At 35.7% G+C, this 14,369-nt stretch carries 12 protein-coding genes; 7 read left to right on the top strand and 5 right to left on the bottom strand.

The genetic code is table 11. The features are described from left to right. The 3 genes from ACUTSE_RS16310 to ACUTSE_RS16300 form a co-directional block, all read left to right on the top strand. On the top strand, positions 1 to 1,405 hold a 1,405-nt coding region (locus tag ACUTSE_RS16310; protein WP_445640996.1), incomplete at its 5' end, for a hypothetical protein. Positions 1,406 to 1,423: 18 nt separating this feature from the next. Then, entirely contained in the window at positions 1,424 to 3,841 is a 2,418-nt protein-coding gene (locus tag ACUTSE_RS16305) for a hypothetical protein (protein ID WP_445640995.1), read from the top strand. A gap of 343 nt (positions 3,842 to 4,184) precedes the next feature. After that, the gene (locus ACUTSE_RS16300) at positions 4,185 to 4,394 is read left to right on the top strand and encodes a hypothetical protein (RefSeq protein WP_002986606.1); all 210 of its coding nucleotides are present in this window, start codon (positions 4,185 to 4,187) and stop codon (positions 4,392 to 4,394) included. A 196-nt stretch (positions 4,395 to 4,590) separates the two neighbouring features. Here ACUTSE_RS16300 and ACUTSE_RS16295 read toward each other — a convergent pair whose 3' ends face one another. Both ACUTSE_RS16295 and ACUTSE_RS16290 read right to left on the bottom strand, forming a co-directional pair. Next, positions 4,591 to 6,039, bottom strand: coding sequence for a glyceraldehyde-3-phosphate dehydrogenase (locus ACUTSE_RS16295; RefSeq protein WP_002986603.1), 1,449 nt, complete (start codon positions 6,037 to 6,039; stop codon positions 4,591 to 4,593). Positions 6,040 to 6,133: 94 nt separating this feature from the next. After that, positions 6,134 to 7,522 (bottom strand): trypsin-like peptidase domain-containing protein, encoded by a 1,389-nt coding sequence (locus tag ACUTSE_RS16290; RefSeq protein WP_445640994.1) that lies wholly within the window; start codon positions 7,520 to 7,522, stop codon positions 6,134 to 6,136. 142 nt (positions 7,523 to 7,664) lie between these two features. Between ACUTSE_RS16290 and dapF the strand changes: the two genes are divergently transcribed. Genes dapF through mltG form a run of 3 tightly spaced genes read left to right on the top strand, consistent with a single transcriptional unit; the run spans position 7,665 to position 10,016 of the window. Next, the gene (gene dapF, locus ACUTSE_RS16285; protein ID WP_445640993.1) at positions 7,665 to 8,444 is read left to right on the top strand and encodes a diaminopimelate epimerase; all 780 of its coding nucleotides are present in this window, start codon (positions 7,665 to 7,667) and stop codon (positions 8,442 to 8,444) included. A gap of 2 nt (positions 8,445 to 8,446) precedes the next feature. After that, a complete protein-coding gene (locus ACUTSE_RS16280; protein WP_445640992.1) occupies positions 8,447 to 8,971 on the top strand; it encodes a GNAT family N-acetyltransferase in 525 nt (174 codons plus the stop codon). Positions 8,972 to 8,978: 7 nt separating this feature from the next. Continuing rightward, positions 8,979 to 10,016: an endolytic transglycosylase MltG gene (gene mltG, locus ACUTSE_RS16275; protein ID WP_445640991.1), complete on the top strand. Its 1,038-nt coding sequence runs from the start codon at positions 8,979 to 8,981 to the stop codon at positions 10,014 to 10,016. A 478-nt stretch (positions 10,017 to 10,494) separates the two neighbouring features. On the opposite strand, the gene ACUTSE_RS16270 is transcribed toward mltG, so the two are convergent. Beyond that, entirely contained in the window at positions 10,495 to 11,139 is a 645-nt protein-coding gene (locus tag ACUTSE_RS16270; RefSeq protein WP_445640990.1) for a CatA-like O-acetyltransferase, read from the bottom strand. Between the two features lie 3 nt (positions 11,140 to 11,142). Beyond that, a complete protein-coding gene (locus ACUTSE_RS16265) occupies positions 11,143 to 11,838 on the bottom strand; it encodes an HAD family hydrolase (RefSeq protein ID WP_445640989.1) in 696 nt (231 codons plus the stop codon). A gap of 76 nt (positions 11,839 to 11,914) precedes the next feature. Here ACUTSE_RS16265 and ACUTSE_RS16260 point away from each other — a divergent pair, with 76 nt between their 5' ends. Continuing rightward, positions 11,915 to 12,544, top strand: coding sequence for a Crp/Fnr family transcriptional regulator (locus tag ACUTSE_RS16260; protein ID WP_445640988.1), 630 nt, complete (start codon positions 11,915 to 11,917; stop codon positions 12,542 to 12,544). A gap of 182 nt (positions 12,545 to 12,726) precedes the next feature. Here ACUTSE_RS16260 and ACUTSE_RS16255 read toward each other — a convergent pair whose 3' ends face one another. Continuing rightward, positions 12,727 to 14,322 (bottom strand): peptide chain release factor 3, encoded by a 1,596-nt coding sequence (locus ACUTSE_RS16255; protein WP_445640987.1) that lies wholly within the window; start codon positions 14,320 to 14,322, stop codon positions 12,727 to 12,729. Positions 14,323 to 14,369 lie beyond the last annotated feature (47 nt).

The raw sequence follows: 14,369 nt of genomic DNA, 5'->3' as shown, positions 1-14,369 counted from the left end.
CACAAACAATGAGGATTTTATTACCAATATCGTTACTGAGTTAAAAGGGAAGTATGGAAATGTCAACTACGATCCAACGACTAATACTTTTGTTTATTACGATGAACATGGAGCAGAGCACGACGTTGATTGGAGTGCCTTAAACACAACTAACGTTAGCTTCACGTTAGTGAATGACAAGTTGGTTGTTACGGATTCAGAACAAAATGTGGTTGAGTTAGCAGTAACGGATATTGCTAGTAACAAAACCTTTGTAGAGCACATTGCTACAAATCAGGACTTCATTACCAAGTTGGGCGATAATCCTACTTTTATTACGACAATTGTCGATATGTTGAAAGACAAATATGGAAACGTAAGTTATGATGGAACTTCCTTTACTTATGTAGATGAAACAGGTACGCATAATATTGATTTGGAGGAGTTTGTGAAAGATAATGAAACGATAACTACTTTAGCCAATGTAGATGGTGTGTTAACCTATACAAATGAAGCTAATGAACCAGTTGTGGTTAATATTCCAAGTTTAGTAAAAGGCAATGAGACCTTAACTGTTCTTAAAAATGTCGTAACTCAAGAAGAGGATGAATCCGGACAAGAATTAGACGTTTATACCTTAACCTATAAGGATGAAAATGGAGATGAACACCCAATTGACATCAAAGTATTGGTGAAAGGAACCGAAACGGTAACGACCTTGATTTACGATCCACAAGAGCATATTTTAACTTATACCAATGAAAAAGGAGAAAAAACAGATTTGATTTTGACTGATTTAGTAGGTGATGGAGAATCTTTGACCAAATTAGAGTTTGATGCAGTAAATAATGCGTTGTTATATACAGACGAAGAACAAATTATCCATACGATTGAAATTGAGTCAATCAATCAACATCCTTGGTTAGATACGACAACACATAAAGTTGCAACTTCTCCTTCAGCAAATATTTACACGAAAGGATGGGTTGGGATTGGTTTTACAGAACCATCAGGAGCACCTAATGAGAAGTTAAGAGTTAATGGAAGTATCACAGCTGTAAATAGTTACTATGCAGATTATGTGTTTGAAAAGTATTTTGATGGATATTCATCCTTAAAATATGATTATAAGTTTAAAAGCTTAGATGTTGTTGAAGACTTTATTAAAGAAAATCGTCACTTACCTGGGATAACGCCAATTCATGAGTTGAGTAAATCAGAGGAAGGTTATGCTTTTAATGTTTCAGAATTGTCAATTCAACTTTTAGAAAAAACAGAAGAATTGTATTTACATATTATTGAGCAAAATAAAGAATTAGAGGAAAAAGAGTCTAGAATTAAAGAATTAGAACAAGCTAATCAAAATGTGCAACAAAAAGTAGAGCAATTAGAGAAAATGCTGCTAGACTTCATGCAAAAAAACTAACTTTTTAAACGATTAATTATGCGTTATAATAATACAAGATATAAAGTAATGAAATATGTTATTTCATTACTATTGCTACTTTTTATAGGCATCTTTTCAGGTAGCGCCCAAACGAACATGACTAAAATTAAGGACGGTACAATTTCAGGTTCACCTGCTGTACCGGGTTTAGGCGTAATATTGGAACTAGAGAGTGTCAATAAAGGATTTTTAACCCCGCGATTGACAACTCAACAACGAGATGCTATTGCGGTTGCTAATAGAACAGACGGGTTATTGATTTACAATAAAACAACAGGCTGTTTTAATTATTGGAGTGAGGCTCAAGATACTTGGTTGAGTTTATGTGGAACACCTCCTCCTGCTATATTTGAAATTAGTTCAGTACAATGTTCAGAAATTACTGTAAATGGAGATTTTAAACAAGGGGAATATTTAAAAGCATCTAATTATTTGACCATACCTGTAACCGTATCACAAGCGGGTACTTATGAGATTTTAGCTGCGACAGCAAATGGTTATTACTTTACAACCAAAGGAACTTTTCCAACTTCAGGAACATATACATTGATTGTAGAAGGAGTAGGAACGCCAAATACAGGATATAATGCAGGGGAAGATGGCGATCTATTGACCATTTCATTAAATAATAAACCGAGTACATGTGTGAACAAACATGTGTTTGTTGAAAATGCAAGTGTTAGCTATGAAATCGATTGTAATGCAGCAATCGTTCAAGGTAGTTATATGATTGGGCAAACTTTAAATAATACACATAAAATTGTTTTAGAAGTTGACGTACAATCTATTGGATATTGGAGTATATCATCCAATACAATAAATGGTTATTCATTTAGAGGATCTGGAACGTTTACTCAAACGGGAGGCCCACAAACAATAGAATTACTAGGTACAGGAACACCTATTGCTTCAGGGACAAATTCATTCAACTTAACCTCTAATTCTGATGCTGGAACAAGAACGAATTGCATGGGTATTCAAATAACTGTACAGCCAATTAAATATACAGTTGATTGTTCACAAGTGGTTGTTAATGGAGTTTATAAACAAGATGAAACGATGACCGCAGCTAATACAGTAACGATAAAAGCTAATGTACAAGCAACGGGTGAAACTACAATTCGTACTAATACAGTTGGAGGTATTTATTTCACTTCAGGGCCACTTTCTTTTGATACTATAGGAGATAGAGATATTGTGTTGACAGCAGTGGGAACACCAACTACTCCAGGTGTAAATACCTTTACTTTAGATGCTGTACCAGGAATGGTTGCTACTTGTGCATTTGATGTTACAGTAACAGGACAACCGGTAGCTTATAGTTTAACTTGTTCTACTATAGTGGTGAATGGAACGTATGCTCCTAATATAGCAATGAATGCTACGAATACAATGACATTAAGTGTAAACGTACAATATCCAGGGGCTTATACCATATCTACTAATACAGTAAATGGTGTGACGTTCTCGGCAAGTGGAACATTTACTTTGACTGGCACACAAGATGTAACACTGCAGGCTTCAGGTACAGGAGTAAGTGGAGGTACACATCGTTATACGTTATCAACAAATAGTGCTATCGGAGCAAATACATGTAATAAAAATGTAGAGTTTATTTATCGCAAAATAAACGTTCTTGGATTAGGAGGTGGAACTTATCAACCAGGGTCAGCTTCTAATACTCAAACTTCAAGAGCTTTATTGCAATCTGATGGAAATTTTGGACCAAATGGAATAGTACAAGTAGATGGTATTACAATCTTTAATGGTGATTATGCTAATGATGCTACATTGAGAAACCGCATCAATAACAATAAAATTGACGTGATTGTCATTGGTTATAACTATACACCAAATGCAAATTCTATAGCAATATTGACAGATTTCGTTAAGAATAAAAAAGGAGTATTGATTCATTCTCAAGAAAATGATGCTCCTGGGGCTAAAAATTTAATCAATGCCATTGCTTTTTCAGCAAGTACTACCGTATCTGGAACAGGAACGACCTATGTTAATCCAATCTTAAATATTGATGATCCTTTATTGAATGGACCATTTGGTGATGTGAGAGGGAAACATGGAGGAAGTGATGTAAATAATTCCTATTATGTAACAGGGTATTCAGCTGAATTTACCAGTTTATCACATCAAAATAATGATTCGAATCGTTCGTGGATGTTGAAACACAATACATTAGGTTATGTTTATATTGGAGATTCAGGATGGACTTCGGGAAATGCTAGTGATAATTCAATTACAATTTGGCCTGCTGCTATTACGTCTGGAGGAGCTCCTCTAAGTAAAGCTTATAATGGCGGAGTTACGGTATTTAACAGTTTTATATATGCCAATACAATTGCTTGGGCTATAAAATATGTACAAGAAAATACAGATGTAAATTATCAAGTTCAATAACAAGAAAAACTAAACGAAAGAGAGGGCTATTCAAACCCTCTCTTTTTTATTGTTTAAACTCTTCATCTTAGTTGTAGTGTAGGAAAGACGAAAATAGCCTAAGATAAATAGCGAAAAAGTTAAAAAGCATAGAAAGAGTCATTTCCTACTTATTGTTTGGTGAAAAGTCAAATTAGATGAATAAAATGTAAACAAAATTGGAATAATAGGAAGAGGATTCTTATAATATTTCGCTTGTATTGATTTTAGTTTAAAAAAATGTAAAAAAACGTATTGAGTTTGTTTTTTATTTGTTAATACATTATTTTTGATTGTTGTTTAATGTGAAAAAGAAATAAATACAATGGAAAACAGACTAATGTTTGATTACACCAAAAGAATTTTAGAAAATGTAAGTTTTGATTCAGCGTTATTCGTAAAAGAATTTAATAAAGCTTTACTCCAAATGGTGCCTTATGATGTAGATCGATTAGAACAGTGGGTTGAAAAATATGTCGAAGACAAACCCACCTTACATCAAAAACTAAGTCAAATAGAAATGCAAGAAGTATAAGAAGTAAATATTCAGACAAAAGTAGGTTTTGGTTACAGTTAGTTAAAAAAGAAGAGAGCTTAGGCTCTCTTTTTTGTTTGTGCGATGAGGAAAACTCGGGTAGAAAATGATGCCAATGTATCCTCGTTTTATACCAAGATTAGAGACTCACCTTATACCATAAAAAAATCCCGCTTTTGGCGGGATTTTATATCTATTAATAGTACGTATAACGTCTTACTTGTGCGATGTACTTCGCTAAGCGGATAACTTGGTGGCTATAGCCATATTCGTTATCATACCAAACATACATCACCACGTTTTTACCGTCTGCAGAAACAATTGTTGCTTTACTATCGAAGATAGCTGGTGCAGATGTTCCAACAATATCAGAAGATACTAACTCGTTGTTCAATGAATATTTGATTTGCTCTACTAAATCACCGTTTAATGCAGCATTGCGCATTACTTCGTTTAATGCATCAACTGAAGTTTCTTTTCCAATCTCTAAGTTTAATACAACTAAAGATCCGTTTGGAACTGGTACACGGATAGCATTTGAAGTTAATTTACCTGCTAATGAAGGTAACGCTTTCGCAACAGCACTTCCTGCTCCTGTTTCTGTAATTACCATGTTCAATGCAGCTGCTCTACCACGACGGTATTTTTTATGCATATTATCAACCAAGTTTTGGTCATTGGTATACGCATGGATAGTTTCTAAGTGACCTTTTACTACACCAAAGTTATCTTCCATAACTTTTAAAATAGGCGTAATCGCATTTGTTGTACAAGAAGCTGCTGACCAAATGTTTACTTCCGCAGGGTTGTATTCTGTGTGGTTTACTCCATGTACAATATTAGGAATTCCTTTTCCAGGTGCTGTCAATAATACTTTTGAAGCTCCTTTTGATGATAAGTGACGTTTTAACGCTTCCTCTGTAGTGAATGCTCCTGTATTGTCAATGATTAATGCGTTGTCAATATCAAAAGCAGTATAGTCAATTTCTTCAGGAGTATTAGCTGAAATCATGTGAACAGTTGTTCCGTTGATGATTAAAGCATTGTTTGCTGGATCTGCAATTACAGAACCTTCGAAATCACCGTGTACTGAATCGTATTTTAATAAAGAAGCTCTTTTCTCTAATAAAACTGCATCGTTTTTATCACGAGTAACGATAGCTCTTAAACGCATTTGTTGTCCTTTTCCAATTTTGTTCATTAACTCGCGAGCTAATAAACGACCAATACGTCCAAAACCGTAAAGAACTACATCTTTAGGAACAATTTCTCCTGTATTTTTAGCATCTTTTAATTTGCTAACAACAAAACCTAACGCATTGCTGTGCTTGTTGTCTTCTAAATGATATTCATACGTTAAACGACCAATATCGATTCGTGAAGGTGGAAGATCAGCTTGTTGAATTGCTTTCGCTATTTCAACCGTATCAAAAATGTTAATCGGTTTCTCAACAAACTTAGCAGCATATTCATGTAAATTGATGATATCACTAACGCTACGGTCAATTAATTGATTGCGGAACATTAATAATTCAATAGATTTGTCAAACCATAAATCACTTACGATTTTGATAAACTCTACACATGCTTTTCTTCTGTCTGCTTGAAAAGCCAATTCCTTTTCGTATAAACTTGTATCTTTCATATTGTGTTAGATTGTGTTGTATAAAATTAGTGCAAAAGTCTACTTTTTTTATGAATAAAGCAAAAGTTAAATTTTGATTTAAACCCTCCCGTTTTTATAAATAAACCTTAATTAGTTCACCCTTAGGAGATAAAATATCCAATTTGATGCGTTGATTTTCATTGATTTGACTAAATAATGTTTTCGCCTCGTCAATCGAGTTAATTTTTTGCCCATTTATAGCCAGTAAAATAGCATCTACTAGCTCCCCTCGATACGGCATAAATTTTGTATTGGTAATTGCTGTGATTTTAACTCCATAGTTTACCTTGTATTTGGCTTGTTCTTCTGCTGTTAAATCTTCGAATTCGATGCCATTAAATGCAAAAGTAGGGGCTTGAGCAGCAATTAAGCGAATCTCTTTTTGTTGGATGTTGTTGTTGCTATTGATCGTTAGTTGCACTCGGTCTCCAGGGCGTTTGGTATTGAGGATATTTTTAATATCTACAAAAGAGGTGATTGTTCGCCCATTAATAGCGGTAATAATATCTCCTTTTTTTAGCTGAACTTTAGCTGCATCGGAACCTTGTACGACTTCTTGGATATAGAATCCTTGATTTGTTGCTAAGTTGAGTTGTTTAGCCGAATTAGCATTCAGTTCAAAACCAGATACTCCCAGTGCTCCTTGTTGTACATTGCCAAATTCTAAGAAGTCTTCTACAATTTTTTTTGTTACATTAGAAGGAACAGCAAAGGCATAACCAACATAAGAACCCGTATTGGATGAAATCATGGTATTAATACCAATTAACTCCCCTTTTACATTCACCAAAGCACCACCGCTATTTCCTGGATTGACTGCTGCATCTGTTTGAATAAACGATTGAATCCCTGTTTCGGATAAATTTCTCGCTTTTGCTGAAATAATACCCGCTGTCACGGTAGAGGTCAAGTTGTATGGATTCCCAACAGCTAATACCCATTCTCCCAATTGAATGGCATCAGAATCTCCAAAGGTTAAAAAAGGGAGCTTTTCGGGTGCGTCAATCTTGAGTAACGCCAAGTCCATCTGTTTTTCGGATCCAATTAATCGAGCTTTATAGGTTTGGTTGTTGTTTAAGGTAATTTCCAATTCTGAAGCATTGGCAATCACGTGGTTATTTGTCACAATATACCCATCTTCAGAAATAATTACACCAGAACCTGTCCCTACTTGGGTTTGTGTACCGCCTTTATACCCGTAGAAAAATTCCAATAAAGGATTGCTACGCGTGGTGATGTAACTTAAGTTTTTTACGTGAACCACAGCATTGACGGTGTTTTCGGCCGCACTTGTAAAGTCAACAGGTGACGCCGTTGGCACTTGATGAGACGAGGAGGAAGACTCAAGTAAAGGGATTGATTCTCCAGCTGCTGCTCGTTTGTCCAAATAATATGTATAGCCTATTAACGTAATACCTGCAGTAAGAAGGCAGGTGAAAAAAGTTGTAAAAAATTTTTTCATAATAGAACGAATAAAATGTGATTCTAGTAAAATTAAAAAAGGATGTCGGGAATTAAAAAGTGTTTAACCAATGGTTAACAATGTATCAAATACAACGGATTATTCGTAAATTTGATTCCGAACACAGAAAAAATAATTGGATATGTTATCATTTTGGAAATACCAAGGGACAGGAAATGACTTCGTTATGCTCGATAACCGCAATAAAACTTTTGATGCGTCCAAGGAAGAGTTGATTGCTTATTTATGTGATCGCCGATTTGGAATAGGAGCAGACGGATTGATTCTTGTAGAAGAAGATGAACAGACAGATTTTAAAATGGTATATTTCAATTCTGACGGAAAAGAAAGCACCATGTGTGGCAATGGAGGACGTTGTATTGTTGCCTTTGCCAAGCAATTGGGCATCATAGAAGACACGTGTCGTTTTACGGCAGTTGATGGGTTGCATTATGCAACGATTGATTCGCAGGGGATTGTTGCCTTACAAATGATTGATGTAGATCATATTGAACTACAAAAGAAAGGTGCATTTCTCAATACAGGTTCCCCTCATCATGTTGAGATTGTACGAGATTTGGCTTATTTTGATGTGTATAAAAAAGGAAAACAGATTCGAAATAGTGAGGCGTATGCACCCAAGGGAACCAATGTCAACTTTGTAGAACAAGAAGGTCCTAATCACTTTAGAATTCGCACGTTTGAAAGAGGGGTAGAAGATGAAACACTTTCTTGTGGAACTGGAGCTACAGCAGTAGCTTTGGCGATGCACAATTTAGGAAAGGTAGATAGCAACGAGGTGAAGATAGAAGTAGAAGGTGGTGAACTCGCTGTTCATTTTGAATACATAAACCAAACGTATCAAAAGGTATTTTTAAAAGGACCTGCAACTTTAGTTTTTCAAGGATCCATTAACCTATAACTATGATTAGATTAGAACACGAAACGATTTATCTTCGTGCCTTAGAACCGGAAGATTTAGAATTTATTTATCAAATAGAAAATGATCTGAGCTTGTGGGAAGTGAGTAATACACAAACACCATACAGCCGATTCTTGATTCACCAATATTTAGAAAATGCCCATTTGGATATCTATGAAGCGAAACAATTGCGTTTGGTAATTTGTTCAAAGGCAACAAATGAAACCTTGGGATTGATTGATTTGTTTGATTTTGACCCGAAGAATGGAAGAGCAGGAGTGGGAATTGTGATTCAACAAGATACTAATCGAGCGCAAGGAATTGGTTCTCAGGCATTGGAATTAGTACTAAATTATAGTAGAGAATATCTATATTTGAACCAACTTTATGCTAATATTGCATCCGATAATCAAGCGAGTATTCAGCTGTTTACAAAGTTTGATTTTAGCGAAATTGGAATAAAAAAAGCGTGGACTAGAGTGGGTCAAACGTATAAAGATGAAATAATGTACCAGTTAATATTTTAAAAAAAAGATGAAATTAAAAAATATACTGATCGCACTTTCGGTAGTAGGTGCTTTTGTTTTTTTGGGTTATTTGTATGTATGGTATCAGAAGGCCTTTTCGCCCAATTTAAAAAACTGGGATGAAAAAGAGTACTTTTATATCCGTACATCCGATAATTTCATGGATGTATTGCAAGCTTTACGTCCCTATTTGAATAATCCAGAAGGATTTGAAGAAATTGCAAGTCAACGAAGCTTTAACAGCAACCTAATTGCAGGGCGTTTCAAGTTGACTAATGGGATGGATAGCTATAGCTTAATTGAAGCATTGAGAAAAAATGTTCCTGTGCGTTTAACGTTTAATAATCAAGAACGTATTGAGAATTTAGCAGGAAGAATTGCTTCTCAAGTAGAAGCTGATAGTATTGCAATGATGGAGGTGTTTTACGATCCTCAATTCTTGGAAGAAAATGGCTTTACGAAAGAAAGTGTTTTAGTTGGTTTTTTACCTGAAACATATGAATTCTATTGGACGGTTACTCCATTGAAAATGCGCAACAGAATGCATAAGGAATACCTGAAATTCTGGGATGAAGAGCGAAAAGAAAAGGCAGCAGCTTTAGGATTAACACCAGTAGAAGTAGCAATTTTAGCTTCTATCGTGCAAAAAGAAACAAGTAAAAACGACGAGAAATCTAAAGTAGCGGGTGTATACTTAAACCGCATGCGTATTGGAATGCCATTACAAGCAGATCCAACCGTGGTATACGCGAAAAAATTATACACGGATGATTTTGATCAAGTAATCAAAAGAGTATACCACAAGGATACAGAAATTGTTTCTCCGTATAATACCTATCAAAATGTTGGACTTCCTCCGGGGCCTATCTTTATGCCAGATAAAGGAACCATTGATGCTGTATTAAATGCTGAAAAACACGATTATATCTATTTCTGCGCTAGTGTTGATCGCATGGGGTACCATGAATTCGCTGAAACATTAGCACAACACAATCAGAATAGTAGAAAATATAGTGCTTGGTTGAATCAATCGGGGATTAGATAGTTTATGGTTAGGAGTTATGAGTTAAGAGTTAAGGGGTAAGAGTTAAGGGGTAAGAGTATACAAAATCGGAAATAAGAAAACCATCCTTTATAGGGATGGTTTTTTGTTTTTTATACAATGGATTAATTTTTACTTAACAGCAGATTTTTCTAAATTCGAAAATTCACTCTTCTCCCTTCTCCAATTTATCTCACCTATTTTTATATTGGTTTTGGTGTTCGATGAATATATCTCACCTATTTCTTATTGGCTTTGGTGTTCGATGAATATATCTCACTGAATTGCTGTTTTGTTTTGTTGTTCGATGAATATATCTCACAGATTTTATATTGGTTTTGGTGTTCGATGAATCTACACTTCGTTCCGATTTTCACTTCGTTTCGATTTTCACTTCGTTCCAATCTCACCAATCTCACCACCTCACCACCTCACCAATCTCACCACCTCACCCATAACCCCAAACCCATAACTCCTAACCCTATAACTCATTTCCCATCTCATCCTCTTCCATCAATCGTTGAAATTCCTCCACAAACAGCCCCACGTGATAGCCATCAACAAGCGCATGGTGGGCATGAATAGACACAGGCATACTTAAAACACCTTGACTTTCTGTGACTTTTCCGAAAGAAATCTTAGGAGAACTATCGGGAAAAGAAAAACTTCTCGCATGTGAAAGAGAGGTGAAATTTAGCCAAGGAACTGCAGAAAAGTGAATGACGTTTTCTCCTGTTATTGCAGGGAGTAGAGCGGTCGATTCTTGTGTTTTTTTAATTTCTTCTTGTGCATGTTGAATGAAGGTGGCTTCATCGATATGGTAATTCATATAAGCAAAACCAAAGGTACCATTAGGTCTATTGATGGTTGGGGAAGCGTGAATTTGATCATACAGATAAACCTCTTGATCAACGATGCGATAGCGGAAATTCTCTACGTGATTAGCGGCCTGTAAAGCACGGTATAAGTAATACAAGAAAAATGATTGCCCGTTTTGTTTGGCTTGGGAATAAGCATGTGTACAATCGATAGTCACTGTAATACCAAAAAAAGGTTCATCAAAGGTGGAAAAGAATTTAAATTGTTCTTTTCTGTTCCATTCTTCTAGGTGGATTAAATGTCTCATAAGCTATAAATAGTGTAAAAGATCTGGTAATGTTTGTAAGGTAATTAATTTTTCGTGCTGTAGGGGAGTGTCATGTTGTTCATGAGACCAGGTAACGGAATAGGGAATATAACCCGCATGTGCTTCCAAGGCCAATACAGGTAGAATGTCCGATTTCATTGAATTACCTACCATAAAAAACTGCTCGGGTTTACACGACAAGCGATGCAGCAAGTGTTCATAATCTACGGTTTGCTTATCACTCATAATTTCAATGTGATGAAAATAATCACCGAGAGCAGAATTTTTTATTTTTCGCTGCTGGTCGAGTAGATCTCCTTTGGTAGCGAGAATCAAATCGTACTTGCCGTGCAGTGCATCGAGCGTTTGTTGCACACCCGCGAGTAACTCAACGGGACGTTGCAATAAAGCATGACCTAAATCCAGGATATTAGTTATAATTTGTGGGGACACTTGATGGTGACTAACTCGCTGAGCAGTCTCGATCATACATAAGATAAATCCTTTAATACCGAAGCCATACAAAGGTAAATTCTTAACTTCAGTCTGGTATAATTCACTTGAAAGTTGTTCTGCCGTTTGATAATCTTGTAAAAGATGGACGAATTGCTGTTCCGCTTCTTGAAAATAAGGTTCGTTTACCCAGAGCGTATCATCAGCATCAAAAGCAAGAGTCGTTATTTTATTTTGTAGTCGCATGTTTTGTATTTTTGCAATTTATGCGGTAAATTTCTGTAAATTAAAATAAACAAAAGGGACAATTGTCTTACAAGCTATGATACGAACCAACGAAACTTTCTTACACTATCTTGATGAACTTTATCTTCAGCATACCTATCCCAGTGACGCTATTGCCATTGTGACATTTGCTCCTGGAGATTATTTATTTCTACAAAATGAAAAAGCATCCCATGTTTTATTAATCAAGCAAGGAGTGACTAAAGTATTCTTTGAAGAAGAAAATGAAAAAGAATACATCGTTGAGTTTTTGGGTAAAGGAGAGATTATTGGGGATATTGAATACATCCGAAAAATTGAGGGGTTGTGTAATGTACAAGCCTTAGATGTGGTAGAAACTTATGTGTTGTCCTATTCTTTTTTTCAATCCTTACTCAACAAAGATAGTGCGTTATACGAATTGCTCTTGGATGCCTTTGCTTCACGCATTGTCAATACAGCACGTAGAGCTTCTTATCAGCAGTTGTATACCATAGAGTATAGTTTACATCAATTGGTCGAAATGCAGAAAAAACAAGCCATTACCTTATCAAAAGAGGACATGGCAGCCTATCTTGGCATTTCAGTGCGAAGTTTGAATCGCAGTTTGAAACAGCTGAAAGAGGGTGAGGTGATGAAATCGGAACGAAGTGTAGATTCATCGAACACTAAAACCAATATAAAATAGGTGAGATAGAGGGTGAGAGGGTGTGATTGGTGAGATCTTAATAGGGTTCACCACTTCACAAACCTCACCAATCTCACCACCTCACCAATCTCACCACTTCACAAACCTCACAAAAAAATAAAAGAGGATGTAAAAAACACCCTCTTCTTATTTGAACAATACTTGCGTATCTATATAACTAATTATTTGTCAATCTCTTCTGAAGTAAATCCTAGTTTTACTGTTGGGAATTTACTCTGTGTCATTTGAACGGAGAATTCACTATCTGCTAAGAAAACCAATTGCCCTGATTTATCTGTCGCTAAGAATTTTTGCTTGATGCGTTTAAATTCTTTGAACTCTTCATTCTTCGGATCTTCAGGTCGTACCCAACATGCTTTGTAAGCAGGGAAGTTTTCATACGTACATTTAGCTCCGTATTCGTGCTCTAGACGGTATTGAATAACTTCATATTGTAACGCTCCAACGGTTCCAATTACTTTACGACCATTCATTTCTAACGTAAACAACTGAGCAACTCCTTCATCCATCAACTGGTCAATTCCTTTTTCCAATTGCTTTGATTTCATCGGATCTGCATTATTGATGTATCGGAAGTGTTCTGGAGAGAAGCTAGGAATTCCTTTAAAGCTCATGATTTCTCCTTCTGTCAAGGTATCTCCAATCTTGAAGTTTCCTGTATCGTGTAAGCCCACAATATCTCCCGCATAAGAAATATCAACAATTTCTTTTTTCTCTGCGAAGAAAGCATTCGGACTTGAGAATTTTAATTTTTTATTTTGACGAACGTGTAAATAAGGAGTATTTCGCTCAAATGTACCTGATACAATTTTGATGAAAGCCAAACGGTCTCTGTGTTTTGGATCCATATTGGCGTGAATTTTGAAAACAAAACCACTAAATCCTTTTTCTGTTGGCTCAACTACTCGCGTATCTGATTCTTTTGCTCTTGGAGAAGGTGCAATTTGAATAAAGCAATCCAATAATTCTCTAACTCCAAAATTGTTTAAAGCTGAACCAAAAAATACAGGTTGCAATTGCCCTTGTACATAAGCTTCACGATCGAAATCAGGATAAATCTCATGAATAATTTCTAATTCTTCTCTTAATTTATCCGCTGGTTTAGTACCGATTAATTCGTCTAATTCTTTTGATTCTAAGTCAGAAATATTAATCACATCATCAATATTCTTTCTGCTGTCATCCGTGAATAAGTTAATGTTCTTTTCCCAAATGTTGTAGATTCCTTTGAAATCATACCCCATTCCGATAGGATAACTCAAAGGGGTTACTTTCAATTGAAGTTTTTGTTCTACTTCATCCATCAAGTCAAAAGCATCACGTCCTTCACGGTCTAATTTATTGATGAAAACAATCATCGGAATGTTGCGCATACGACATACTTCAACCAATTTTTCCGTTTGTTCTTCCACCCCTTTTGCAACGTCAATAACCACAATCACACTATCAACAGCTGTTAAGGTACGGAAGGTATCTTCAGCAAAATCCTTGTGACCAGGTGTATCTAAGATGTTGACTTTTTTGTCTTTATAGTTAAAGGCTAATACAGATGTAGCAACTGAGATTCCTCTTTGGCGCTCAATCTCCATGAAATCGGAAGTAGCTCCTTTTTTAATCTTATTATTTTTTACTGCACCTGCTTCTTGAATTGCCCCTCCAAAAAGTAGCAATTTCTCTGTTAAGGTTGTCTTACCAGCATCGGGGTGAGCAATTACACCAAATGTTCTTCTGCGTTCTATTTCTGTTAAAAAACTCATCTCTAAAAAAATTAGGTTGCAAAAATACTCATTATTTGCTGAAAATA

This window comes from Myroides sp. TSA_177.3 (genome assembly GCF_052691955.1).
Note: the sequence above shows the minus strand (reverse complement) of the source record. Positions and strands in the feature narration are given on the sequence as shown.

What these genes read in the sequence shown, in the direction of transcription:
- ACUTSE_RS16270 (WP_445640990.1), bottom strand. Translation starts at nt 11,139, where the DNA reads ATGAGACATTTAATCCACCTAGAAGAATGGAACAGAAAAGAACAATTT.
- ACUTSE_RS16305 (WP_445640995.1), top strand. Translation starts at nt 1,424, where the DNA reads ATGCGTTATAATAATACAAGATATAAAGTAATGAAATATGTTATTTCA.
- ACUTSE_RS16295 (WP_002986603.1), bottom strand. Translation starts at nt 6,039, where the DNA reads ATGAAAGATACAAGTTTATACGAAAAGGAATTGGCTTTTCAAGCAGAC.
- mltG (WP_445640991.1), top strand. Translation starts at nt 8,979, where the DNA reads ATGAAATTAAAAAATATACTGATCGCACTTTCGGTAGTAGGTGCTTTT.
- ACUTSE_RS16265 (WP_445640989.1), bottom strand. Translation starts at nt 11,838, where the DNA reads ATGCGACTACAAAATAAAATAACGACTCTTGCTTTTGATGCTGATGAT.
- ACUTSE_RS16300 (WP_002986606.1), top strand. Translation starts at nt 4,185, where the DNA reads ATGGAAAACAGACTAATGTTTGATTACACCAAAAGAATTTTAGAAAAT.
- dapF (WP_445640993.1), top strand. Translation starts at nt 7,665, where the DNA reads ATGTTATCATTTTGGAAATACCAAGGGACAGGAAATGACTTCGTTATG.
- ACUTSE_RS16280 (WP_445640992.1), top strand. Translation starts at nt 8,447, where the DNA reads ATGATTAGATTAGAACACGAAACGATTTATCTTCGTGCCTTAGAACCG.
- ACUTSE_RS16290 (WP_445640994.1), bottom strand. Translation starts at nt 7,522, where the DNA reads ATGAAAAAATTTTTTACAACTTTTTTCACCTGCCTTCTTACTGCAGGT.
- ACUTSE_RS16260 (WP_445640988.1), top strand. Translation starts at nt 11,915, where the DNA reads ATGATACGAACCAACGAAACTTTCTTACACTATCTTGATGAACTTTAT.
- ACUTSE_RS16255 (WP_445640987.1), bottom strand. Translation starts at nt 14,322, where the DNA reads ATGAGTTTTTTAACAGAAATAGAACGCAGAAGAACATTTGGTGTAATT.